The organism is Sphingobium sp. VMM, assembly GCF_056790315.1.
Map to the genome: position 1 here is coordinate 350,451 of NZ_JBXGSI010000002.1, position 23,504 is coordinate 373,954.

A 23,504-nucleotide genomic window follows, 5' to 3' on the forward strand; every position below is an offset into this window, starting at 1 on the left:
TCAGCGCGTCGGGCTGTCCTCCAGCACGGTCGCACGGAACGCCTCGGCCGGGGGCGACAGGGTGCGATGGTGGATCATCCATAGCGAACTGGTGACGGGCGAGGTGAAGCGGCGGTTGACGACATTGTCGACATGCAGCCGGGCCATCGACCGCGCGATCACGGTCGGGCCGAACCCGGCGGAGACGAGGCCCAGCAAGGTCGCCAGGCTGCGCGCCTCATGCGCGATCCGCGGCACGAACCCCGCCGCCTCGCACTGGGCGAAGAAATGCTCGGTAAAGCCCGCACCATTGGGCGCGCCATAGAGGACCAGCGGCTCGCCGGCGAGATCGGTGATGCTGGGATCTTCTTTGCGCAATGCCAGCGGATGATCGTCGCGCAGCGCCAGCAGCATATCCTCGGTCAACAGGCAGTGCGACACCATGTCCTCGGGCAGGACCGGCGGCAGGAAGTCGCGCACCAGGCCGATGTCGAGCTGATGGTTGCGCACATTCTCGATCTGCTCGTCGCGCCCCTGTTCGCGCAGGATCAGTTCGACCTGCGGATAGGTCTGGCGAAAGCGATAGAGGGCGCTGGCGATCTGCGGCACGAACGGGCCGGACGCGGTGAAGCCCAGACCCAGATGGCCGATCTCGCCACGCTGCGCCCGGCGCGCGGTCTGGCTGGCGCGATCCGCCTGCACCAATGTCGCCCGCGCCTCCGGCTCGAACAGCCGCCCCGCTTCGGTCAGGCGGACACGGCGGCTAGTGCGGTCGAACAGGCGCACGCCCAGTTCCTCCTCCAGCGCCCTGATCTGCTGGCTGAGCGGCGGTTGCGATATGCCCAGGCGCAGCGCGGCCCGGCCGAAATGCATTTCCTCGGCAACAGTCAGGAAATAGCGGAGATGGCGGAGATCCATTGATCCATTCGTCAGAAATATCGATTATGCCATATTATATATTAGACGCAGAATGTCCAAGGGCGCATGGCCCATCGCGGATGTGGCGGTGGTCCTCATCGTCCCATGGCATTGTGCGCGGATTCGCCCCCGATCCCGCTGCGCGTGTCATATTGCGGCCGACCAGCGGATTGCCGTCACATTCATGAATGCCGTTCATAGGCTCATGCCGCCATGCCGCTCTGGCAACCCGGCTGCAGAACCCGTAAAATAAGGGCATTCCTTCTGGAGAGGCGCCAAATTTTCGCACCCCGGCATCGTTCCGCCGGGAGATGCGCCGGGAGTCGTGAATGATCGGTATCGTCAAGGTTGCCCTGCATCGCCCGCTGACCTTCATTGTCATGGCGATCCTGATCGCGATCGTGGGCATCCTGTCCGCCGCGCGCACCCCGGTCGACATGTTCCCCAATATCCGCATCCCGGTGATCGCGGTCGCCTTCCAATATGCCGGCCTGTCGCCCGAGGACATGTCGGGCCGCATCGTCGGCCCCTATGAGCGCGTGCTGACCACCACGGTCAACGACATCGAACATATTGAAAGCCAGTCGCTGCAGGGCATTGGCGTCATCAAGATCTATTTCCAGCCCGGCGCCGACATCCGCACCGCCACCGCGCAGGTGACGTCGATCTCGCAAACCGTGCTGCGCCAGATGCCGCCGGGCGTCACCCCGCCGCTGATCCTGAACTACAGCGCATCGACCGTGCCGATCCTGCAGCTCGCGCTGTCGGGCAAGGGCCTGTCGGAACAGCAATTGTTCGACCTTGGCCAGAACCAGATCCGGCCGCAGCTGGTGACCATCCCCGGCCTCGCCATGCCCTTCCCCTCGGGCGGCAAGCAGCGCCAGGTGCAGATCGACCTCAACCCGCTGGCGCTCCAGTCCAAGGGGCTGTCGGCGCAGGATGTCGGCAACGCCATCGCCGCGCAGAACCAGATCAACCCGGCCGGCTTCGTCAAGATCGGCGCGACCCAATATAGCGTCCGCCTGAACAATGCGCCGGAATCGATCGCCGCGCTCAACGACCTGCCGGTCAAGGTGGTGAACGGCGCGACCATCTACATGCGCGACGTCGCCTATGTCCGCGACGGCGCCGGTCCGCAGCAGAATATCGTCCATGTGGAAGGCAGCCGTTCCGCGCTGCTGACCGTGCTGAAAAACGGCAGCACCTCCACCCTCGCCATCGTCGACGGGGTGAAGCAGGCGCTGCCGAAGATTTCGGCTACCCTGCCCGACACGCTCAAGATCCTGCCGATCGGCGACCAGTCGCTGTTCGTGAAGGCCGCGGTCGAGGGCGTCATCCATGAAGGCGCGATCGCCGCAGCGCTCACCTCGCTGATGATCCTGCTGTTCCTGGGCAGCTGGCGCTCGACCGTCATCATCGCGCTGTCGATCCCGCTCGCCATTCTGGCGGCGATCGCGGCGCTGGCAATGTTCGGCCAGACCCTCAACGTCATGACGCTGGGCGGCCTCGCGCTGGCGGTCGGCATCCTGGTCGACGACGCGACCGTGACGATCGAGAATATCAACTGGCACCTGGAACAGGGCAAGGGCGTGATCGAGGCGATCCTGGACGGCGCGGCACAGATCGTGACGCCGGCCTTCGTCTCGCTGCTCTGCATCTGCATCGTGTTCGTGCCGATGTTCTTCCTGCCCGGCGTCGCCGGCTTCCTGTTCGTGCCGATGGCGCTGTCGGTGGTGTTCGCGATGATCGCGTCGTTCATCCTGTCGCGCACGCTGGTGCCGACCATGGCGATGTATCTGCTGAAACCGCACCATGTCGGTGACGAGGACGAGCATCTGGCCGGCACCGCGACGTCCAGGAACCCGTTCGTCCGCTTCCAGCGCGGCTTCGAATATCGGTTCGAGAAGGTCCGCACCTCCTATGTCGGGATGCTGCACCGCGCGCTGGGCGCCCGCAAGCCCTTCCTGATCGGCTTCATGGCCGTCGTGGTGCTGTCCTTCGGCCTGCTGCCGTTCCTGGGCAGCAACTTCTTCCCCTCGGTCGATTCCGGCCAGATCGCCATGCATATCCGCGTGCCGGTCGGCGCCCGGATCGAGGATACGGCCGCCCGCTTCGACCAGATCGGACGCGAAGTGCGCAAGATCATCCCGGCCGACCAGCTGGGATCGATCACCGACAATATCGGCCTGCCGGTCAGCTCCATCAACACCGTCTACAACAACAGCGGCACCATCGGTCCGCAGGACGGCGACATGCTGATCGCGCTCAACAAGGGCCATCGCCCGACCGACGAGTTCGTCTCGCAGCTGCGCCGTGAACTGCCGCGCCGCTTCCCCGGCACGACCTTCGCCTTCCTGCCCGCCGACATCACCAGCCAGATCCTGAACTTTGGCGCGCCCGCGCCGATCGACATCCAGATCGCGGGCAAGGATGCGGAGGCGAACCGCGCCTATGCGCAGAAGCTGCTGGCGAAGATCACCACCATTCCGGGCCTGGCCGACGCCCGCATCCAGCAGCCCGGACGTGCGCCGCAGCTGGATGTCGATGTCGATCGCTCCCGCGTCGGCCAATATGGCCTGACCGAACGGGACGTGACCACCAGCCTTGCCAGCTCGCTGGCCGGCACCTCGCAGACCGCACCGGTCTTCTTCGTGAACCCGCAGAATGGCGTCCAATATCCGGTCGTCGCGCAGGCGCCCGAATATCTGGTCGGGTCGATGAGCGACCTGTCCAACGTCCCGGTGTCGGGTGCGGGCGCCAGCGCGGTTCAGCCGCTGGGCGGCCTGGCGACCATCGTCCGCTCCAACACCGTGCCGGTCGTGTCGCACTATAATATCGCACCGGTGCTCGACATCTTCGCCACCACGCAGGGCCGTGACCTGGGCGCGGTGGCGGGCGACATCGACCGGGCGATCAAGTCGCTGAAGGCGGAGGAGCCCAAGGGCGCCACCATCACCATTCGCGGCCAATATGCGACGATGAACACCGCCTTCTCGGGCCTTGGCTTCGGCCTCGCCGGTGCGATCGTGCTCATCTACCTGCTGATCGTCGTCAACTTCCAGAGCTGGGTCGACCCGTTCGTCATCATCACCGCCCTGCCCGCGGCGCTGGCCGGCATCATCTGGATGCTGTTCATGACCGGCACCACCCTGTCGGTGCCGGCACTGACCGGCGCGATCATGTGCATGGGCGTGGCGACCGCCAACTCCATCCTGGTCGTCAGCTTCGCCCGCGAACGGCTCGCTGAACTGGGCGACGCGACCAAGGCTGCGCTGGAGGCCGGCATGGTCCGCTTCCGCCCGGTGCTGATGACCGCGCTCGCCATGATCATCGGCATGGGTCCGATGGCCCTGGGCCTGGGCGAAGGCGGCGAACAAAATGCCCCGCTGGGCCGCGCCGTCGTCGGCGGCCTGATCTGCGCCACCATCGCCACCCTCTTCTTCGTCCCCACCGTCTTCGCCTTCGTCCACGGCCGCAAGGCTGCGAAGGCCAACAACATGGAAATGCAGCCGAGCCATGTCTGACCATAACAGCATCGAAAATCCCGAGCAGGCCGGCCCCGACAGCGGCACGCTGAAGAAGATCGGCATCGGCGCGGCCGTTGTCGCGCTCGTCGTGGTCGGCGTGGGCGTCGCCTCGCGCATCAGCGCCACCAACGAACTGCGCGAAACCGCCGCCGACGCATCGGTGCCGACCGTCGCGGTGGTCAAGCCGACGGTGAATGGCGAGGGCAATGACCTGGTCCTGCCCGGCAATGTGCAGGCCTATAACAGCGCCGCCATCTATGCCCGCACCAATGGCTATGTCCGCCGCTGGCTGGCCGATATCGGCGACCGGGTGCGCGCGGGCCAGCCGCTCGCCGTGCTCGACGCGCCAGACCTCGACCAGCAGGTCGCCGCCGCGCAGGCCGATTATCAGACCGCGCTCGCCAACCAGCGCCTCGCCGAAACCACCTCGAAGCGCTGGAGCGCGATGCTGGCGCAGGACGCCGTCTCGCGCCAGGAAGCCGACGAGAAGGCCGGCGATCTTGCCGCCCGCACCGCCGTCTCCAACGCGGCGCTCGCCAACGTCAAGCGACTGAAGGCCCAGCAGGGCTTCACCCGCCTCGCCGCGCCATTCGACGGCGTCGTCACCAGCCGTTCGGCCCAGATCGGCGCACTGGTGGTGTCCGGCAATGCCGCCGCCCAGCCTTTGTTCACCGTGTCCGACGTCCATCGCATGCGCATCTATGTCCGCGTGCCACAGGGCTATTCCGCCTCGGTCCGGCCGGGCATGGGCGCGACCCTGACCCTGCCCGAATATCCCGGCCGCAGCTTCAACGCGACCCTGACCAGCAGTTCAGGCGCGGTCGATGCGCAGTCGGGCGCCGTGCTGGTCCAGCTGCAGGCGGAAAATCCCGACGGCGCATTGAAGCCGGGTGCCTTCGCCCAGGTCAGCTTCAAGGTCGGCGCCGGCCAAGGCAATGGCATGACCCTGCCGGGCAGCGCGATCCTCTACAGCAACAACGGCCCCAGCGTCGCCGTGGTGGGTGCGGACAATCGCATCACCATGAAGCCGGTCGCCATCGCCCGTGACGAGGGCGCCACGGTGCAGATCGCCAGCGGCCTCAGCCCCAATGACCGGATCGTCGACACCCCTCCCGATGCGATCCGCACCGGCGACATGGTGAAGGTGCAGGCGTCGGCGCCCGCCGGCGGAAAGGGTGCGACGCATGCGCGCTGACCGCCGGATCGGCGGCGCAGGCGTGACATTGGCGGCGGTCTTGCTGGCCGGCTGTTCGATGGCGCCGGCCTATCAGCCGCCCCAGACGAGCGCCCCCGCCGAATATAAGGAAGTGGCGGGCTGGACCGCCGCCCAGCCGGCCGATGCCACACCGCGCGGCAATTGGTGGGAGGCGTTCAACGATCCCGTCCTCAATGATCTGGAAACCCGCGCCGAGCAGGCCAGCCCGACTTTGGCCGCCGCGCTGGCCCGCTACGACCAGGCGCGCGCCGCCGCACGGGTGGAAAATGCCGACCTGTTCCCGCAAATCAGTGCCGGCGCCGATGCCAGCCGCCGCCGCGTGTCGGGCAACCGATTCCAGGGCAATGGCAGCGCCGTTACCTATAATGACTATGTGGTAGGCGGCAGCCTCGACTATGAGCTCGACCTGTGGGGCCGCATCCGCAACAGCGTGAAGGCGGCGCGGGCCGATGCCGACGCCAGCAATGCCGATCTCGCCTCCGCCAGGCTCAGCCTGCAGGCGGCGGTCGCCGACGCCTATGCGCGGCTGCGCGGGCTGGATGCACAGGCGGAACTGCTGCACCAGACGGTCGAAGCCTTCGGCAAGGCCTATGACCTGACCGACCGGCGCCACAAGGGCGGCGTGTCGTCGGGCATCGACGTCAATCGCGCCAAGACGGTGCTGGACAATGCGAAGGCGGACATCTCCGCCATCGCCAATGAACGCGCCGCGACCGAGCATGAGATCGCCGCGCTGGTCGGCGCGATCGCGTCGGACTTCAGCATCGCCGCCCGCACCCAGCCGCTCGCCGCGCCGGACGTGCCGACCGGCGCGCCCTCGCAACTGCTGGAACGCCGGCCCGACATCGCGGCGGCCGAACGGCGCATGTTCGCCGCCAATGCGCGCATCGGCGTCGCCAAGGCGGCCTTCTTCCCGACGCTGACGCTGGGCCTGACCGGCGGCTGGGAAACCACCCATGGCGACCTGTTCTCCACCCCCAACAGCTTCTGGGGCCTTGGTCCAGCATCGGCGCTGCTCAACCTGTTCGACGGCGGCAAGCGCCGCGCGCAGGTGAAGATGTCGCGCGCGGAGTATGAGGAACTGGCTGCCGGCTATCGCGACACGGTGCTGACCGCCTTCCGCCAGGTCGAGGATGCGGTTGCCGCCAATCATCACCTGTCCGACCAGATCGGCCATCAGCGCAGCGCCGCCGACGCCGCGCAGCGCACCAGCGATCTGGCACTGACCCGCTATCGCGATGGCGCCTCGGACTATCTGGAGGTGGTGACGGCCCAGACCGACGCGCTTGACGCCCAGCGCGCGGTGCTGATCGCTCAGACCCAGCGGATGCGCGCCAGCGTCGCGCTGGTGAAGGCGCTGGGCGGGGCCGCCTGATCTCGCTATTGGGCTGACGACAAAAGACAGGAGCGCCCCATGACCAAGACCGTCCTCATCACCGGCGCGACCGCCGGCATCGGCGAAGCCGCCGTCCGCGCCTTTGCCGCCGATGGCTGGCAGGTGATCGGCACCGGCCGTCGCGCCGATCGGCTGGAAAAGCTGGCCGCCGAAATCGGTGACGCCTTCTGCCCGCTGGTGTTCGACATGCGCGATGAAGCCGCGATCGATGCGGCGCTGGCCAGCCTGCCCGAAGCCTTCCGCGCGATCGACATGCTGGTCAACAATGCCGGCCTGGCGCTCGGCACTGCGCCGGCCCAGTCGGCCGACCTCGCCCAGTGGCAGCAGATGATCGAGACCAACATCACCGGCCTCGTCACCGTCACCCACAAGCTGTTGCCGGGCCTCGTCGCGCGCAAGGGCGGGATCATCAATCTGAGTTCGGTCGCGGCGACCTATCCCTACACCGGCGGCAATGTCTATGGCGGCACCAAGGCGTTCGTGCGCCAATTCTCGCTCGGCCTGCGGTCGGACCTGCACGGCACCGGCGTGCGCGTCACCTCGATCGAGCCGGGCATGGTCGAGACCGAATTCACGCTGATCCGCACCGGCAGCCAGCAGGCGTCCGACACCCTCTATGGCAATGCCAATCCGATGACGGCGGAGGATATCGCCGCCACCCTGCTCTGGGTCGCGAACCAGCCGGCGCATCTCAACATCAACACGCTGGAACTGATGCCGGTCAGCCAGTCCTTCGCCGGCTTCCAGGTCGCGCGCGAGGGGTAAAAACTGCCGTTCGGGCTGGGCGAAACCGAAGCTCAGCCCGAACGGAATAGGCTAAGCCCGCACCTCGCCCGCCGGGGTCAGTTCGATCGCGTCATAGCCCTTCCAGCGATAGAAGAGCGCGCTGGCGATCCAGCAGGCGATGAACAGGCCGATGATCGCGAAGCCCAGATCATTGAAATGCTCGCCCAGCGTGGCGGCAACGTCCCAGATGCCGCCGGGGAGGCCCAGCTTGTCGCCCAGCAGCGCCAGCGTCTCGATCGTGCCGATGCCGATCGCCACGGCCGCCGACAGGGCGGTGATGACGATGTTGTAGTAGAGCTTGCGCAGCGGCTTCACGAACGCCCATTGATAGGCGCCCATCATCAGCATGCCGTCGACCGTATCGACCAGCGCCATGCCCGCCGCGAACAGCAGGGGCAGAACCAGCACCGGGCCGAGCGCAAAGCCGTCACTCGCCTGCGCGGCGGAGAGGCCCAATATCGCCACTTCGGTCGCGGTGTCGAAGCCGAGGCCAAAGAGGAAGCCGAGCGGCGCCATCTGCCAGGGGCGCGAGATCAGGCGGAAGACCGGACGAAACAGGCGCGACAGCGGCCCGCGCCCGCCGGTCAGCATGTCGAGATCCGCCTCGACATATGTGCCGCCCGCCTGCACCCGACGGAAGGTGACCCAGACCTGGCGCAGGATCACCAGATTCATGATCGCGATAGCGAACAGGAAGGTGGCGGAAATCAGCGTCGCCACCACGCCGCCGGCAGCGCGGAACCGCTCCAGCCCGGCCAGCGCACTGACCGCATAGGCAAGGCCCAGCGCGGCGATCAGCACGATCGCGCTATGGCCGATCGCGAACCACAGGCCCACGGTCAGCGGCCGCTGACCATCCTGCATCAGCTTGCGCGTCACATTATCGATCGCGGCGATATGATCGGCATCGACCGCATGGCGCAGGCCAAGGCCCCAGGCGAGCAGGGCCGTGCCCATCATCACCGGCCGGTCGCCGAACAGGGCGAAGGCCCAGCCCCAGACGGCCAGATTGGCAAGGACGAGCGCCGCGATCAGCGGCACGCTGCGTCGCCGAAGCGACGCCTGCAAAGGGGTGGCGGTCATGCGGTTTCTCCGATCAGGGGCCGTAGGGCGCGGGCGCGCCGCCGGCGATTGCGGACGCGGCGCAGATCGCGCCGCAGCTTGGAAAGGCCCATCCACGTCCCCGTCCCGCAAACGAGCGTGACCATGGCGAGCAGCGGCAGGACGATCAGATCCCACCAGGGACGGGTGCGCAGCAGCGGGAAGTCGAGCCGGTGCAGCCCGTCCTGCATCCAGCGGAAGGCCCGGCCATTGCGGTCGAAGGCGCGGATCAGACGGCCGGACGCGGGATCGACATAGAGGCGTGTCGCCTGGTCATCGGCCAGGATGACGCGCCATACCGGCAGGGCGACGCTAGCCTTGTGACCGTAATAATAGGCATCCTCCTGGCGCAGCAGGACGATCGAGCCGATCGGCGAGCCATCCTGGAGCGCCGCGCGCAACCCCGCTTCGGACAAAGCGGCAAGCCGGCCAGCAGCGTCGAAACGCTGCGCCTTGCCAGCGCGATCGATCGCCACCAGATGGATGGCACCGGCAACAGGCACTACCTCCAGCCGGACGATACCCGTCGGCAAGGCGGGCAGCGCCGCGATCGCCCGGCGCGCATCGCCCCAGGCGAAGTCGCCGTTCAACCGCTGGCGCTCCGTCATCATCGCCTCGCTGTCGAGCAGCCCCCAGGGGTTCATCGACAGCAGCCCGCTCGCCACCCAGGTCAGCGTCAGGATGCCGAAGAACAGCCCGGCCATATGATGCCACCACCACAGGCCGCGATAGGGCGATCCGATGCTGCCGTCGCGGCGACGGCGCAGCCGGGCGATGCCGACCCACAGGCCCGTGATCGTGAGGAAGCAGCCGATCAGCGAGGTCCAGATGACGACCTGGCTCCACAGCGCGCCATCCTGCCGCAGGATCGTGGGATAGAGCCAGTGCGGCACCGCGCCGAGCCAGCCCCAGAAGCGCTGGAAACGGGTGGTGAGCTGCACCACTTCCCCGCTCTTGCCCGAGACATAGGCCTGCGTCCCGGCCGCATCGGCGTAATCGACACGGTAGAGCGGCGCATTGCGGCGGAAGGTCTGGACCGTCCACTGGTCCATCTCCGTCTGGGCGACCTGCCCGACCGGGCCGGCAATGGCGCTGTTGCGTCCGAATTCGCGCGCGATCCTGTGGATATTTTGCGGATCGACCTGCTCGACCGCTTTCCCCGACGCCCAGTCATGGGTGCCAGCGGATACTCGCATCTGGGGAATGGTGCGCGTCGGATCGAGCGCGGGCGTCACCCGCAATACGGGCCACCCCGCCATCATCTCGATCCGGGCGGCGGACAGCATCATGGCGTCGGGCAACATCCCCGCCCTTTCAGCCGACAGCTTGAGGGGCGTAAGCCCCCCAAGCTGCGCGGCCGGTGTCAGGCGCGGATAGTCGACATAGAGCATCACGAAGCCGGACAGGCACCACAGCGTCATGACGGCGCCGATGAGGATGCCCAGCCAGCGATGCAGCAGCAGGACCGGCCGCATCATGGTCAGAAGCTCAGGCCATAGCTGACCCGCAGCGTGCGCGGCACGCCCCGGTAGAAGTAGAGGAAGCGGCTGTTGCTGCCGTCCAATACTCCTGCATCGCTGACCGCCGAGCGATAGCCGGTGGAGGCGTAATCGCGGTGGAACAGATTTTCGACATTGATGCCGAACCGGTTGCGCCGCGCCTGATCCAGCCACAGATGCGCGCCCGCATCGACCACGGCATAATTGCCATAGTTCATCCGGCCAAAGCCCGATGCGGTCGACCAGACATCGCCCACCCAATTGGCCGACAGATTGGCGCCGAAGTGGCCGGTCTGCGGCGCATAGACGATCGCGGCGCGGCCATATTGTTCCGGATTGCGATCGCGCTGCACCGAACTGCCCTGATTGCGGACGCGCGACCAGGTGTAGCTGGCCGACAGGCCCCAGCCACCGGTCAAATTCGCGTTCAGCTCCAGTTCGGCGCCCCTGGCCCGCACCTTGTCGCTGACGTTGATATAGGTGCCTTCCGGAAAGGCCGGATCATCATAGGTGGTGTCGATCAGGTCGGTGATGCGCCGGTTGAACCAGGTCGCTTTCCACCGGATCGCCCCGCCCGCCAGCGCGCCACCCAGCGCGGCGTTGAGGTTCAGGCTTTCCTCGGGCTTCAAATTCGGGTTGCCGACCTCGCAACAGGGATCATTGCCATAGAGCTGCGAGGCGTCGGGCAGCACGAAGGAGGTGCCGCCATTGGCCTCCACGAACAGCGCCTCGCTCACATCATAACGGCCCGAGACGTTCCAGATCGTCTTTTCCGATCCCTTCGCCTTGTTGTAGCGCAGGCCCGCGGCGATCCGTCCCTTGCTCGACAATTCGTCATTGGTGCGCAGCTGGAAGACGCCGGCATGGACCTGTTCATCGGTCGGCGCGATCAGCAGGACGTCGTCGCGGCCGTTGAAGCTCTGGAAATCATAGCCGATCAGCGTGTCGATGCCGCGCAGCATGTTGAGCTGCACCACCGCGCTGCCGCCATAATCCTGATAGCCCCAGAAGGTGCCGGCCGGGTAGATGACCTGCGGCGGCCCCGCCGGAATGGGGTTGCGGATCTGGACATAGGCGGTCTTCCAGTCGTGGAAATAGCCCTTGAGGAAGAATTGCACCCCATCCTCGCCGGTATAATCGAGGCGCAGGCTGGCCACTTCCTCATTGCGGTCGTTGCGGCTCTCCTTCGTCCGGGTCGCGCTGATATTGTCGAGATCGGCCTTGGTGTGCTGGTAGAGCGCGTTGAGGCGCAGGTCCGGCGCGATATCATATTGATATTTGATGCCCGCCGACCAGAGATCATAGCCGCGCGCGCGATCGGTGGCGCTGGGCTGCATCACGTCATAGGGACGATAGCCGTCCGACTGGCTGCGATTGGCCCAGACCACGAAGCGATGCTGGCCGATCGCGCCGCGAACATAGCCATCCAGGCTAGTGCCGGCAAAGCTGTCGAGGCTGGCATTGACTTGGCCGCCCAGATCATCGCTGAAGTCGCGGGTGACGACATTGATGACACCGGCCGCCGCCTGGGTGCCGTAGAACAGGCTTTCGCCGCCTTTCAGCACCTCGATCCGCTCGATCATGCTGGCGGCCATGGTGTCGTTGGGCGAGGTGCCGCCATAGAGGCGGTTGTTGAGGCGGATGCCGTCCATCGTCCACAGCACATCCTTGGTGCGCGATCCCTGCAACGCAATGTCGACATAGCTGAACGGCCCGGACTGCGACCGGATGAACAGGCCCGGCACCCCTTCGAGCGCGCGGGCGGTATCGATCGCGGCGGCATCGCGGATCTGCGTGTCGGTGACGATCTCGATCGCATGGCCATAGCGCGACAGCTGCTGCGGCAGCGTCTCTTCCAGGCTGGTGCCGGTGACGACGATGCTGTCGCCTTCTCCTTCGTCGGCCAGAGCCGGCGATGCAAAGGCGAGCGAAAGGGCCAAGGCGGCCCGCGAAACGATAATGGACTTCATATATTCCCCCATCCGGCGCCGCGTTCGACGGGCGGGGGCAACCTTCACGAGCGGCACGCGCGCGAACGTCCGACACACGCGCCGGCCGGGCGCCCATGGGCAACCGACGCGCGTTTGTCGCAGCGGCCCCAGCCGCTCGTTCGTCGCTCAGACGGAAGTTACCGTGCCGCGGCCATCCCCTGGACCAAGGCAAGAGCGACCAGACGCCGGCAGGTCTCCTGGCTCACGGGTCATCGCTTGATGCACGGCCTTCCCAGGCCTCGCAGGATTTAGCGTCCGGCCCAGTGGCTGGCGGATCGGTCATTCTGCCGTCCGCACATGTACATCGCGCTCACCGCTTACAGTTGCAGGGACAGCTGCGGATTTGGACAGTCACCCGTCCGCACCGCATTCCCTATTAAGCCCCTTTCGGGACACCGGCGCGATCATGATCCCATGCCGTGCGGCGCAGGATCGGCGGGATCGATAATCGAATATCAGGCGGGCTGCAAGCGCCTCTCAGAACCAGGCGCGCAGGCCGATCACTAGGCTGGTGGCCGACGGCCTATCGCCGGCAGCACGGGCATGGTCGGCCGTGTCGCCCAGCTTGCGTTCCCAATTGACGCCGACATAGGGCGCGAATTCGCGGGCAATCTCGTAGCGCAGCCGCAGCCCCAGCTCGATATCGGACGGGCCGGCGCCGATCCCCAGTTCGGGCACGGCCTGCGCCGCCAGATTGAACTCGGCGGCGGGCTGCAGGATCAGCCGCTGGGTGATGCGCTGGTCATAGCTCGCCTCCAGCCGCAGATGGGCGTCGCCCCTGGTCGACAGGAAGGCTTCGGCCCCGACCTCGAACCAGTAAGGCGCCAGGCCGTCGATGCCGATCACCGCATAGCTGCGGTCCGGCCCTTCGCCGAAATCCTGCCGCACGCCCGCCTGCAGGTTGAACCAGGGGTCGATCGCCCGGCTGTAGAGCGCCTGCACCTCGGCCCGTTCGAGCGATCCGCCGACCGTCCCCTCACCCTCGCTCTTGACCGCGAAGCGGTTGATGTCGCCGCCGATCCAGCCTTCGCCTTCCCAGGCATAGCCATCCGCGCCCTTGCCGGCGCGATATTCCAGCCGATCGAGCATCCATTGCGAATAGGTCATGCCGCCCCCTTCCGCGATCATCGCCGCGCGGGCGCTGGCCATGGCGGCGGGGTCATAGAGCGCGTCGGCGGCATGGTCGGTCGGCACCGGCGGGGCCGTGCCTTGCGGGATGGCGGCGTCGGTGGTGGGCATGCTGTGGCCCATCGCTCCATGGTCCATCTGGCTATGATCCATCGTCTGGGCCTGCACCGGCGCAGCGGCGGCGAGCAGCAGGAGCGCGATCAGCTTCATGCCGCGTCCTCCTCGTGGCGGACCGTCACGACCCGCATCATCCCGGCATGCATGTGCATCAGCATATGGCAGTGGAACGCCCAGTCGCCCAGCGCATCGGCGGTAAGGTCGAAACTCACCTTGCCGCCGGGTAGCACATTCACCGTATGCTTGCGCGGATTATGCGCAGCCTCGCCGGTCACCAGTTCGAAGAAATGGCCGTGCAGATGGATGGGATGGGGCATCATCGTGTCGTTGATCAGGGTCACGCGCACCCGTTCCATATGGCGGAAGGCGATCGGCTCCGCCCCTTCGGACAGCTTCACCCCATCGAACGACCACATATAGCGTTCCATGTTCGCGGTCAGGTGGATGTCGAGCGATCGGGTCGGCGTGCGCAGGTCGCTGTTCGGCGTCAGCGACCGCAGATCGGCATAGGTCAGCACGCGATGATCGACATCCTCCAGCCCCGTCGGCCGGTCGGCGGTGCGATCGGCCGGCATCGGCGACAGGGTGGCGACGCCCGGCCCCATTTTCACGCCGGGCGCGACCGACTTGTCGCGCATCTTCATGCTGTGGCCGGACATGCTTTCATTGGCCGGCTGGCTGAGGTCGATCACGCCGCCATGGCCCATATCCATGCCGCCCATGTCCATGCCCATATCCTTCATGCCCAGCAGCGGCCGGGCGCGCCGGGCCGGCACGGGCGCGACCATGCCGACCTGCGGCGCCAAGGTGGCGCGGACCAGGCCCGACCGGTCGATCGCCTCGGCAATCAGGGCATAGGGTTTCGCTTCGCCGGGCTGGACGATCACGTCATAGGTTTCGGCAATGCCGATCTGGAACTCGTCGGTCTCGACCGGCTGCACATCCTGCCCGTCGCATTGGATCACGGTCATCGGCAGGCCGGGCAGGCGAACATTGAAATTGGTCATCGCCGACGCGTTGATAATGCGCAGCCGCACCCGCTCGCCCGGCGCGAACAGGCCGGTCCAGTTTTCGGCCGTGCCCATGCCGTTCACCAGATAGCTGTAGGTCGCGCCGGTGACGTCGGAAATATCGGTCGGGTCCATGCGCATCGCGCCCCAGTCGATCCGGTCCTTGAGGGCCTGATCCTTCCCCGCCAGCAACCCGGCCAGCGTCTGGCGCTGCATGTTGTAATAGCCGCCCATCTGCTTGAGCCGTTGCAGCAACCTGTGCGGATGGACCGGGCTCCAGTCGGCGAGCAGGATCACATGCTCCCGGTCATAGGCCACCGGATCGGCGCCGGCGGGATCGATGATGATCGGGCCATAAAGGCCCATCGCCTCCTGCATGCCGGAATGGCTGTGATACCAGTAGGTGCCGGCCTGCCGCACCGGGAAGCGATAAGTGAAGGTTTCGCCCGGCGCGATACCGGGGAAGCTGATGCCGGGCACGCCATCCATCTGGAAGGGCAGGATCAGCCCGTGCCAGTGGATCGAGCTATCCTCCTTCAGCCGGTTGGTGACGGCGATGTTGACATGCTGCCCCTCGCGCAGGCGGATGAGCGGCGCCGGTGTGCCGCCATTGACACTGATCGCATGGGCCGATCGGCCGCCGGTCGCAAAATGCCCGTCGCCGATGCTGAGCGCGATCGCCTCGCCCGACAGCGCGCCCTGCGCCGCGTCCTGCGTGCCGGTGGCGGCCCAGCCGGGCAAGGCCTGCGCCAGTGCAAGCGCGGCGCCCCCCCGGATCAGGCTGCGGCGGTCGACAGGGAGGGAAGGCAGGTCGGTCATGCTGCTCTATACGCGGTTCGCGTCGCTTTCCCTCAACATCTCCTGCAATTGCCGGCGGGCACGGTAAAGGCGGGTTTCCACCGCCTTTTCGCTGACGGCCAATATCGCCGCGACCTCGGCCTGGCTCATGCCCTCGATCCCGCGCAGCAAAACCACCTCGCGCAGCGCCACCGGCAGCGCCGCTACCGCCGCCTCGATCCGGGCGACGCCAGCGCGGGACTGGGCCGCCTGCTCGGGATCGGGCGCCGCGTCGGCGACATGGGCGGCGTCCTCGATCGGCCGGGCGAAGCTGAAAAAGCGACGCACCGCGCGGCGGCGGGCCCAGTCATGGCATTTGTTGATCGTGATCCGCGCGATCCAGCCGCGAAAGGGCCGGCGTCCATCATAGCGGGCCAGCGACGCAAAGGCGGCGACGAAGCTTTCCTGCACGATGTCCATTGCCGCGTCCGCATCGCCGACATGGCCGCGGGCCAGCCGATAGACGGCATCGCGGTGCCGCCGCATCAGCGCGCCATAGGCCGCCTGCCGCCCGGCCAGCGCCTGCGCCGCCAGCGTGGCATCATCGGGATCGTCGGCTATCACCCGGCAGGCTGGGTCAGCGCCTTGACGACGGCGGCGTCGAACAGCGCGGCCTGATCGGGCCGCAGCACGCCGCGCATCGCGAAGATGTGCTTCAATGTTTCCTTCTGCAATTCGCCCATTGCCTGGTGCGACCGGTCGACCGCCTGGGCGACGCGCGGGCCATAGCCATGTTCGGCGGCGATCGCCGCGGCCAGCCGCTGATTGTCGGCGCGCATTTCCGCGTCGAGCGCCGCCTTGCGCTGGGCGAAGGCGGCTTCCAGATCGGCGATGCGCTGCTTCTGGCCGGCGTCCAGCGTCAGCCGATCATGGAGCAGGGCATGAACTTCATTCTCCACCGGCGGCGCGGGCGCGAGCCAGGTGCGCGCAACCAGCACGGCGGCCAGCGCCGCGGCAAAGGCGACCAGCGCCACCAGCCAATAGCGTTTGCCCATGCCTATCGCTCCAGCAGGCGCGAGGGCGCATAGTCGGACATGCCGATCAGCAGCGGGCCGGGCGCCGCCTGCGCCGGCTGCGCGGGCACGCTACTGCCGATCCAGCCGATGCCGATCGCCATCACGCCGGCCAGCATCAGGCTGCGCCGCGCGACGCTGCGTTCGCGGCGGCGGTCCAGCCCCTGCATCACCGCAGCCTCCAGCCCGTCGAAGCGCGCCGCCGCCGGCGCGTCGCGCAGCCCGGCCAGCATGTCATCCAGATCGTCCATCGTCCCGTCCTTCATGTCCTGCCTGACGATACGCATCCGGCCGGCCCATCCCTCGAACAAAATAGCGCGGCGCGTGAGGGATGCGACAGGACAATGCGTATTCCCCTGCAAGACGCGCATTTTTTCGGAGTTTGCCATGCCCCGCCTGCCCCTGATCGCTGCTGCCCTTGTGCTGACCGCCCTGCCCGGCGCCGCCTTCGCCAAGCCGCAGCTCGTTGCGGCCAACCCCGCCGCCAATGCCAGCGTTGCCAAGCCGACCCGGCTGACCCTGGGCTTTTCCGAAGCGCTGCAGGCCGACCATAGCAGCATCACGCTCACCATGACCGGCATGCCGGGCATGGCCGATCATCCGCCAATGCCGATCAAGGGCTTCACCACCGCCGCGGCCGCCGATGGCAAGGGCCTGGTCATCACCCTGCCCCGCGCCCTGCCGACCGGCAGCTATGATCTTCAATGGACGGTGATGGGCAATGACCATCAGCCGGTCAGCGGCACATATAGTTTCAAGGTGCGCTGAAGGGGCACATCCTCGCTTTCCACCAGCGGGTCAGGTCTGACACTGAAAGCGGCCTCGATCGAGGGCGGGCATTATGTCCAATGTTCGCCACCGTTCCAGCGACGTAAAAAAATCATTAGCTTCAAGAATTACACCGGAATAATTTGGGTGATGGATTCATTCCCTGTCATATTCATAATATTCAAGATTGCGGTCCTCGGCACCGGCATGTTCTTTGCCGTCAAATGGCATTATGATCAGGACAGGAAGGCACGGAAAGGCGATGTCCTGACCGCCGTTGGCAAGATAAGCGCGATCCTGGCGCTATTGCTCGTCGGCCTGCTGTTCGCCACCTTCAAACTTGCCAGCTTGCTTGGCCTGGACATGCAATTGTCCCAATAATTTTGTAGCTTGCCTGCAAGCATGGCCCTCAGTCCGCACCGACACCGATGACGCGCGGGACGCTTCCGGACACCCGCTTTCCTACTCGGCCTTTCTCTGATCTATCCTGTCGGATGGCCCGCCCCCTCCATGCCTCCCTCCGTTCACGCGCATCAGCAGCGCTGATCTGTCGCCTGGATGTCGCGTCGGCGACGCGTCGGGATGACCCGCATCATGACCCGACCGACGCGTCGCCGTCGCGTGGCAGGCGCGTCATGGGGGCGTTTGCGGCGCATTTCGCTCGAATCCGCGCACGACACTGTGAACTTCGTAGGAGATTTGCCTGTCGCGTCACCGCCCGTTCCGCAGGGCCAGCAAAGCCGCTTGGCATCGGCCCGCCACTCCTGTAGCCATATACCCACATAGGGCGCCACAGCGCCACATAGTGGACATATTCTGGAGAGGGGGCCGATATGGCGACGGGACGGACCGCACGGATGCGCAGGATGATCGGGCGGAGTGCCGCCGGTCTGGCGCTGGCGCTATTGATCGCTCTGCCCGCCCCCACCTTTGCCCAGCCGACCGGCGCGCAGAATTTCGATGCCGGCTGGCGCTTCCATCAGGGCGATGTCGCGACCGCGGAACAGCCCGGCTTTGCCGATGCAAGCTGGCAGTCGGTCGACCTGCCGCATGACTGGGCGATCGCCGGGCCGTTCGACGAACATGCGCCCGCGACCGGATCGGGCGGCTTCCTGCCCACCGGCGTCGCCTGGTATCGCAAGCATTTCACCCTGCCGCCTGCCAGCGCCGGCCAGCGCGTCTTCGTCGAGTTCGACGGGGTGATGGAACGGTCGGGCGTGTGGATCAACGGCCAGCATGTCGGCCATCGGCCGAGCGGCTATGCCAGCTTCCGCTACGAGATCACCCAGCATTTGAAACCCGCCGGGCAGGAGAATGTACTGGCGGTGCGTGCCGACACGTCCGCCCAGCCAGCCTCGCGCTGGTATGCGGGCGGCGGCATCTACCGCCATGTCCGCATCATCACCCTGGGTGATGTCCATGCCGAAACCTGGGGCAGCACGGTGCGCGTGGCCAGGCTCGACGCGAAGAGCGCGGACCTTGCCATCGGCAGCAGCGTGATGAACCAGGGCAGTGCCCCGGTCGAGGCGCGGCTGGAGGCGGTGATCGAGGGGCCGGACGGCCGCAGCATCGCGACCTTCACCGGCCAGAGCATCAGCCTGCCCGCCGGGCGCGCGACCCAGATGGATGTCACCGGCACCCTGGCCGATCCGCGCCGCTGGGACATTGGCGATCCGGCGATGCACCAGGCGCTGCTGCGTGTGCGCGCGACCGACGGGCGGCTGCTCTATGAGGAACGCGTCCCCTTCGGCATGCGCGATGCCCGGTTCGAGGCGGCGAGCGGTTTCTGGCTCAATGGCCGCAACATCAAGCTGAAGGGCGTGGCGATCCATGCCGATGGCGGACCGTTCGGCATGGCGGTGCCGCTGGCCGTCTATGAACGGCGGCTCAAGGGACTGATGGCGCTGGGCATCAATGCGGTGCGCACCGCCCATCACCCCTTCTCGCCCGAATTTCTCGACCTGTGCGACCGGCTCGGCCTGATCGTCATGAACGAGGGCTTCGACATGTGGACGGTGGCGAAGAATCCGCAGGATTATCACCTCTATTTCACCGACTGGTCGTCGATCGATGCACGCGATTTCGTGCGGCGCGATCGCAATCATCCCAGCATCGTCATCTGGTCGATCGGCAACGAGATTCACGATACGCCCTATCCGCTGGTGGCGCAGTCGATCATCACCCGCCTGCAGGACATCTTCCATGCCGAGGATCCGACCCGGCCGGTGACGATGGCGCTGTTCCGCCCTAACACCACCCATGATTATGACAATGGCACCGCCGACCTGCTGGACGTGGTGGGCCAGAATTATCGCGAGAATGAACTGGCCAAGGCGCATGCCGACAAGCCCAGCCGCAAGATCATCGGCACGGAGAACAGCAAGAACCGGTCAAGCTGGCTCGTGGTGCGCGACGACCCGGCCTATGCCGGCATGTTCCTGTGGACCGGCGTCGATTATCTGGGCGAGGCGGACCGGGCCGGCTGGCCGGCGATCAGCAACCCGTCCGGTCTGGTCGACCGGGTCGATGGCGTGAAGCCGATCGGCTGGGAACGGGCGAGCTGGTGGTCGGAAAAGCCGGTGGTGAAGCTGGCCCGGCGCGTGACCGAGGTGATCGACATCAGCGAAATGCCGACCATGGTCGGCATCGCCCTGCCCCAACCCAAGGGGCCGGGCGCGCTAGCCGACTGGTCGCCCGACAATCGCGCCGCGCACAAGGAAAAGGTCGAGGTCTACAGCAACAGCGACGAGGTCGAGCTGTTCCTCAACGGCCAGTCGCTGGGGCGCAAGCCGCGCAACGCGGACGACAGCGCGATCACATGGGACGTCGACTATGCGCCGGGCGAGTTGCGCGCGGTCGGCTATCGCGGCGGCGCAAAGGTGGCGGAAGATATTCTGCGCAGCGCCGGCGCGCCCGCTGCAATTCGGCTGGTGCCGGAGGCCAAGGCAGTCGGCGGCGGCTTCGACGATGTCGTCGCGGTGCGGGCCGAAGTGGTGGACGCGAAGGGCGTGCTGGTGCCCGGCGCCACGCCGCTGCTCAGCGCGACGGTATCGGGGCCGGGCCGCGTCGTCGCCTTCGACAATGGCAGCGTCACCGACCATACCGCCTTTGCCTCGCCGCAGCGCGCGGCGGTGGGCGGCAAGGCGGTCGCCTTCCTGCGCGGCACCGGCAAGCCGGGCGCAATCACGCTACAGGTCAGCGCGCCGGGGCTGAAAACCGGCCGTATCAGCCTGCAGGGCGAGAAGGATTAGGGTCAATCGACATTCAGCCCTGACGGCCTGCAAATGGCGGTTCTCCGCGCTTCCGGTGCTCACGTACTTTAAGTACGCTGCGCTCCGGGTCACGGAAAACCACCATTTTCGTCACGTCATCATCTGAATGTCGATCGCCCCTAGGCCGATCGTCGCCCGGTCGCGTCGATGCAGGGGACCGCGCCGCTGGACAGCGACAGGGCGCGAACCTTGTAGCGCAGCGCCAGTTCATTGTGCGCAGCAATCACGCACACCGCATCGCCGCGCGCACGGGCTTCGTCGGCTTTGCGCGTCTCGTCGCGCGACCGGCGAAACAGATAGGCAGCATCCGTGATCACGTCCATCGAACCGACTCCGCTTGATTGCCATGCAACCTATCAGCCGCCGGAAGCGCCGTCCTAGACATGGATCAATTTTCGCAGTCGTCGGCGCCCGTTCATCCGCCGAAGCGGAAGCGCAGGCGCGCGCCATACATTTGCGGCTCGCCCAGCGTCGCCGTCTCGAAATTGACGCTGGGCGAACCCAGCCCGGCGATGAAGCTGTAATATTTTTCTTTGGTCACATTGGTCATGAACAGGCTGAGGTCGATGGGGGCGCCGGCGATACTGTTCCAGCTGGCGTTGAGGTTCAGCAGATCGAGCGGCGCCAGTGTGCTGAGCGCGGCGATCGACGGATCGGGATTGGTGCGGTCGGTATAGTTGACCAGCATCGAGGAACGATGGGTGAAGGTCGCGCCGAAGGAGATGCGGCCGATCTTCTCCTCGTCCAGCGGCAGGGTGTAGGTGCCGCTGACCGTGACCTTGTGACGCGGCGACAGCACTTCGGGATCGCCGGGCTGGAACGGCGCGGCAAGGATATAATTGGGATCGTTGAAGCTGGAGAAATCGGGCACCGACTTGATCTTGGTGCGCAAATAGCTGTAGCCGCCGGTCAGCACCAGTCCCTGGAACGGGGTGAGCGAGGCATCGGCCTCCAGCCCCCATATCTCCGACTTGCCGGCATTGACCGGCGCGGCGGTGGACGCCTGCCCCGACAGCGGCCGCGCATTGAAGCCGACCTGCAATTGCTGGTTGGAAAAATCATTATAGAAGCCGGCCAGGTTGAAGGTGCCGCGCAGCGCCCCGCCGAAGCTGGTCTTGAGGCCCAGCTCATAGCTGTCCACCTTCTCCGGCTCGACGATGTTGAGCGGCGCGGTGATGTTCGGCACGATCGTGCCGGCGCGATAGCCGCGCGCATATTTGGCGTAGAGCAATATGTCCTGGGTCGGGTTGTAATCCAGGTCGACCAGCCAGGTCGGCTTTTCCGACGACTGATAATAGTGCGACACGCAATTGGTCGCCGCCGCCTGCGGATTGGTGCAGCGATAGGGTGCGACCGGATTGAAGGCGCCATATTGCGGCGGATAGGCGACGATATAGGTGCGCTGGTCGCTGACATTGCGCGAATGATCCCAAGTGTAGCGGAAACCACCGGTCAGCTTCAATTGCTCGGTCAGTGCATAGGTCGCCTGCGCATAGAGGCCGACATTGTGGAAATTGGTGCGCCCCGCCGTGTAATTGACGGTGCCGGCATGGATCGGCTTGGCGAACGCCGGGATGGTCGGATCGAGATTGGACAGGAAGCCCATCGGATCGGTGCATTGCAGCGTGGCGGAATCGGTGCAGGACGCCAGGAAGGGCGACTGGCTGCCGCTCATGCCCAGCGGTTCGCTGACCTCCAGATAGGCCCCCGCCTGCCAGTTGAGCCGGCCATCGCCCGAGCGCCCCTGCACTTGCAGTTCCTCGGTAAAGGTCGACTGGTTGGCGGTATAGCCGCCCGGAATCGACGTCACCGTGGTGAAGGGCAGATGATAGCTGCCCAGCGCGGCGAGGAAAGGATTGATCGCGGCGAAATCCACGACGAAATCGGTGCCGAACAGCGGCGCGTTCATGCGCTGCTTCAACTGCGCATAGCTGACGATATTCTTGACCGTCAGCGTATCGCTCGCCTGCCAGCTGGTGGTGTTAATCGACTGCCATTGCTCGGTCCTGGAATAGGGATCCTCCAGTGACTGCATGACATGATAGAAACCGTTGCCCTGGCGCAGCAACTGGCCATAGGCGAGCTGGCCCAGCCCCTCCGGCGCGGCCGCGACCAGCTTCTGGATCGGGCCGTTATTGCTGGAATCGCTGTAAGAGAGGATGGTGTAGTTTTCGAGATCGGGGGTCAGATCGACGACCAGGCTGGCGCGCAGCGCGATATAATCGACATCGCCGAACCGGTCGGGGCCGATGCCGCTGCCGTTGCGCATATAGCCGTCGCGCTTCTGCCGGTCGACCCCGATGCGCATCCGCGCCCGGTCGCCGAGCGGCGCGTTGACCACCGCCTGACCGCGCCACATGTCAAAATTGCCGACCGATCCTTCGACATAGCCGGAAAATTCGTCGGTCGGCTTCTGCGGCACCAGCAGGATCGCGCCGCCAGTCGTGTTGCGGCCGAACAGGGTGCCCTGTGGCCCCTTCAATATCTGGACATTCTGCAGGTCGAAAAAGGCACCCGGCCCAGCGCCATCGCCCGAGGGCAGGCCGTTGGAGGCGCCGCGCGGCGCGACCACATCGGCGAAATAGACCCCGACCGAGGGCGCGGTGCCGATGTCCTGGGCAAAGCCGCGGATGGCGAAACTGCTATTTTCGCTGCCGAAATTGCCGTTGGCGGACAATGAGGGGGTATAGGCGGCCAGATCCTGCGCATTGACGACATTGCGGTTGGCCAGTTCTTCCTGATTGAACACGGTGATCGAGATCGGCACGTCCTGTAGCCGTTCCTCGGTCCGGCGGGCGGTGACGATGATGTCCTGGGTCACGCTGGCCCTGTCCTGCGCCTTATCCTGCGCCTGGGCCTCGATCGGCAGGGTGGGCAGAGTCGCGCAGGCGCAGAGAAGCAACGTCCGGAAACGGCGTGTCATGGCATCCTCCCATCCAGACCGCG

The 23,504-nt window shown here is 66.2% G+C and carries 18 protein-coding genes and 1 riboswitch; of the genes, 7 read left to right on the plus strand and 11 right to left on the minus strand.

The annotated features are described in order from the left end of the window. Positions 1-897, minus strand: coding sequence for a LysR substrate-binding domain-containing protein (locus tag ACUCV3_RS04095; RefSeq protein ID WP_048937423.1), 897 nt, complete (start codon positions 895-897; stop codon positions 1-3). 329 nt (positions 898-1,226) lie between these two features. On the opposite strand from ACUCV3_RS04095, the gene ACUCV3_RS04100 reads away from it, so the two are divergent. From ACUCV3_RS04100 to ACUCV3_RS04115, 4 genes are read left to right on the plus strand one after another with little or no spacing between them, the layout of a single operon-like run. Next, on the plus strand, positions 1,227-4,421 hold the full coding sequence (locus tag ACUCV3_RS04100) for an efflux RND transporter permease subunit (protein ID WP_048937424.1): 3,195 nt from the start codon (positions 1,227-1,229) through the stop codon (positions 4,419-4,421). Next, complete coding sequence (locus ACUCV3_RS04105; RefSeq protein WP_048937425.1) at positions 4,414-5,619, plus strand: efflux RND transporter periplasmic adaptor subunit; 1,206 nt, start codon at positions 4,414-4,416, stop codon at positions 5,617-5,619. Before ACUCV3_RS04100 ends, ACUCV3_RS04105 begins: the two co-directional genes overlap by 8 nt. Next, positions 5,609-7,015 carry an efflux transporter outer membrane subunit gene (locus ACUCV3_RS04110; protein WP_122928356.1) on the plus strand — a complete coding sequence of 469 codons (1,407 nt, stop codon included), beginning with the start codon at positions 5,609-5,611 and terminating at the stop codon, positions 7,013-7,015. Before ACUCV3_RS04105 ends, ACUCV3_RS04110 begins: the two co-directional genes overlap by 11 nt. 39 nt (positions 7,016-7,054) lie before the next feature. Then, the gene (locus ACUCV3_RS04115; RefSeq protein WP_010339677.1) at positions 7,055-7,801 is read left to right on the plus strand and encodes an SDR family NAD(P)-dependent oxidoreductase; all 747 of its coding nucleotides are present in this window, start codon (positions 7,055-7,057) and stop codon (positions 7,799-7,801) included. A 51-nt stretch (positions 7,802-7,852) separates the two neighbouring features. On the opposite strand, the gene ACUCV3_RS04120 is transcribed toward ACUCV3_RS04115, so the two are convergent. The 8 genes from ACUCV3_RS04120 to ACUCV3_RS04155 form a co-directional block, all read right to left on the minus strand. Next, positions 7,853-8,905, minus strand: coding sequence for a HoxN/HupN/NixA family nickel/cobalt transporter (locus ACUCV3_RS04120; protein ID WP_482240391.1), 1,053 nt, complete (start codon positions 8,903-8,905; stop codon positions 7,853-7,855). Next, positions 8,902-10,401, minus strand: coding sequence for a peptidase (locus tag ACUCV3_RS04125; protein WP_048937427.1), 1,500 nt, complete (start codon positions 10,399-10,401; stop codon positions 8,902-8,904). Before ACUCV3_RS04125 ends, ACUCV3_RS04120 begins: the two co-directional genes overlap by 4 nt. A 2-nt stretch (positions 10,402-10,403) precedes the next feature. Then, positions 10,404-12,392, minus strand: coding sequence for a TonB-dependent receptor plug domain-containing protein (locus ACUCV3_RS04130; RefSeq protein WP_048937457.1), 1,989 nt, complete (start codon positions 12,390-12,392; stop codon positions 10,404-10,406). 191 nt (positions 12,393-12,583) lie between these two features. Then, positions 12,584-12,828, minus strand: a riboswitch (cobalamin riboswitch). 62 nt (positions 12,829-12,890) lie between these two features. Continuing rightward, entirely contained in the window at positions 12,891-13,751 is an 861-nt protein-coding gene (locus ACUCV3_RS04135; protein WP_048937428.1) for a copper resistance protein B, read from the minus strand. Then, positions 13,748-15,487 (minus strand): copper resistance system multicopper oxidase, encoded by a 1,740-nt coding sequence (locus ACUCV3_RS04140; RefSeq protein WP_048937429.1) that lies wholly within the window; start codon positions 15,485-15,487, stop codon positions 13,748-13,750. The genes ACUCV3_RS04135 and ACUCV3_RS04140 overlap by 4 nt, the downstream gene beginning before the upstream one ends. Before the next feature lie 6 nt (positions 15,488-15,493). Then, positions 15,494-16,069 carry an RNA polymerase sigma factor gene (locus ACUCV3_RS04145; protein ID WP_048937430.1) on the minus strand — a complete coding sequence of 192 codons (576 nt, stop codon included), beginning with the start codon at positions 16,067-16,069 and terminating at the stop codon, positions 15,494-15,496. Then, positions 16,066-16,500: a periplasmic heavy metal sensor gene (locus ACUCV3_RS04150; protein ID WP_048937431.1), complete on the minus strand. Its 435-nt coding sequence runs from the start codon at positions 16,498-16,500 to the stop codon at positions 16,066-16,068. The genes ACUCV3_RS04145 and ACUCV3_RS04150 overlap by 4 nt, the downstream gene beginning before the upstream one ends. A 2-nt stretch (positions 16,501-16,502) precedes the next feature. After that, on the minus strand, positions 16,503-16,805 hold the full coding sequence (locus ACUCV3_RS04155; protein ID WP_017500954.1) for a hypothetical protein: 303 nt from the start codon (positions 16,803-16,805) through the stop codon (positions 16,503-16,505). A gap of 100 nt (positions 16,806-16,905) precedes the next feature. Here ACUCV3_RS04155 and ACUCV3_RS04160 point away from each other — a divergent pair, with 100 nt between their 5' ends. The 3 genes from ACUCV3_RS04160 to ACUCV3_RS04170 all read left to right on the plus strand — a co-directional run bounded on the left by ACUCV3_RS04160 (position 16,906) and on the right by ACUCV3_RS04170 (position 20,537). Then, on the plus strand, positions 16,906-17,286 hold the full coding sequence (locus ACUCV3_RS04160) for a copper resistance protein CopC (protein WP_048937432.1): 381 nt from the start codon (positions 16,906-16,908) through the stop codon (positions 17,284-17,286). A gap of 150 nt (positions 17,287-17,436) precedes the next feature. Next, positions 17,437-17,667, plus strand: a complete 231-nt coding sequence (locus tag ACUCV3_RS04165; protein WP_037521144.1) for a hypothetical protein — start codon at positions 17,437-17,439, stop codon at positions 17,665-17,667. A 485-nt stretch (positions 17,668-18,152) separates the two neighbouring features. Further along, positions 18,153-20,537, plus strand: a complete 2,385-nt coding sequence (locus ACUCV3_RS04170) for a glycoside hydrolase family 2 TIM barrel-domain containing protein (protein WP_234415718.1) — start codon at positions 18,153-18,155, stop codon at positions 20,535-20,537. A gap of 140 nt (positions 20,538-20,677) precedes the next feature. On the opposite strand, the gene ACUCV3_RS04175 is transcribed toward ACUCV3_RS04170, so the two are convergent. Both ACUCV3_RS04175 and ACUCV3_RS04180 read right to left on the minus strand, forming a co-directional pair. Continuing rightward, positions 20,678-20,881 (minus strand): hypothetical protein, encoded by a 204-nt coding sequence (locus tag ACUCV3_RS04175; RefSeq protein WP_010339662.1) that lies wholly within the window; start codon positions 20,879-20,881, stop codon positions 20,678-20,680. Positions 20,882-20,973: 92 nt separating this feature from the next. Continuing rightward, entirely contained in the window at positions 20,974-23,481 is a 2,508-nt protein-coding gene (locus tag ACUCV3_RS04180) for a TonB-dependent receptor (RefSeq protein WP_482240392.1), read from the minus strand. Positions 23,482-23,504: the final 23 nt, after the last annotated feature.

Coding starts and splice junctions, on each gene's coding strand:
- ACUCV3_RS04095 (WP_048937423.1), bottom strand. CDS start 897: ATGGATCTCCGCCATCTCCGCTATTTCCTGACTGTTGCCGAGGAAATG.
- ACUCV3_RS04100 (WP_048937424.1), top strand. CDS start 1,227: ATGATCGGTATCGTCAAGGTTGCCCTGCATCGCCCGCTGACCTTCATT.
- ACUCV3_RS04105 (WP_048937425.1), top strand. CDS start 4,414: ATGTCTGACCATAACAGCATCGAAAATCCCGAGCAGGCCGGCCCCGAC.
- ACUCV3_RS04110 (WP_122928356.1), top strand. CDS start 5,609: ATGCGCGCTGACCGCCGGATCGGCGGCGCAGGCGTGACATTGGCGGCG.
- ACUCV3_RS04115 (WP_010339677.1), top strand. CDS start 7,055: ATGACCAAGACCGTCCTCATCACCGGCGCGACCGCCGGCATCGGCGAA.
- ACUCV3_RS04120 (WP_482240391.1), bottom strand. CDS start 8,905: ATGACCGCCACCCCTTTGCAGGCGTCGCTTCGGCGACGCAGCGTGCCG.
- ACUCV3_RS04125 (WP_048937427.1), bottom strand. CDS start 10,401: ATGATGCGGCCGGTCCTGCTGCTGCATCGCTGGCTGGGCATCCTCATC.
- ACUCV3_RS04130 (WP_048937457.1), bottom strand. CDS start 12,392: ATGAAGTCCATTATCGTTTCGCGGGCCGCCTTGGCCCTTTCGCTCGCC.
- ACUCV3_RS04135 (WP_048937428.1), bottom strand. CDS start 13,751: ATGAAGCTGATCGCGCTCCTGCTGCTCGCCGCCGCTGCGCCGGTGCAG.
- ACUCV3_RS04140 (WP_048937429.1), bottom strand. CDS start 15,487: ATGACCGACCTGCCTTCCCTCCCTGTCGACCGCCGCAGCCTGATCCGG.
- ACUCV3_RS04150 (WP_048937431.1), bottom strand. CDS start 16,500: ATGGGCAAACGCTATTGGCTGGTGGCGCTGGTCGCCTTTGCCGCGGCG.
- ACUCV3_RS04155 (WP_017500954.1), bottom strand. CDS start 16,805: ATGCGTATCGTCAGGCAGGACATGAAGGACGGGACGATGGACGATCTG.
- ACUCV3_RS04160 (WP_048937432.1), top strand. CDS start 16,906: ATGCCCCGCCTGCCCCTGATCGCTGCTGCCCTTGTGCTGACCGCCCTG.
- ACUCV3_RS04165 (WP_037521144.1), top strand. CDS start 17,437: ATGGATTCATTCCCTGTCATATTCATAATATTCAAGATTGCGGTCCTC.
- ACUCV3_RS04170 (WP_234415718.1), top strand. CDS start 18,153: ATGATCGGGCGGAGTGCCGCCGGTCTGGCGCTGGCGCTATTGATCGCT.
- ACUCV3_RS04175 (WP_010339662.1), bottom strand. CDS start 20,881: ATGGACGTGATCACGGATGCTGCCTATCTGTTTCGCCGGTCGCGCGAC.
- ACUCV3_RS04180 (WP_482240392.1), bottom strand. CDS start 23,481: ATGACACGCCGTTTCCGGACGTTGCTTCTCTGCGCCTGCGCGACTCTG.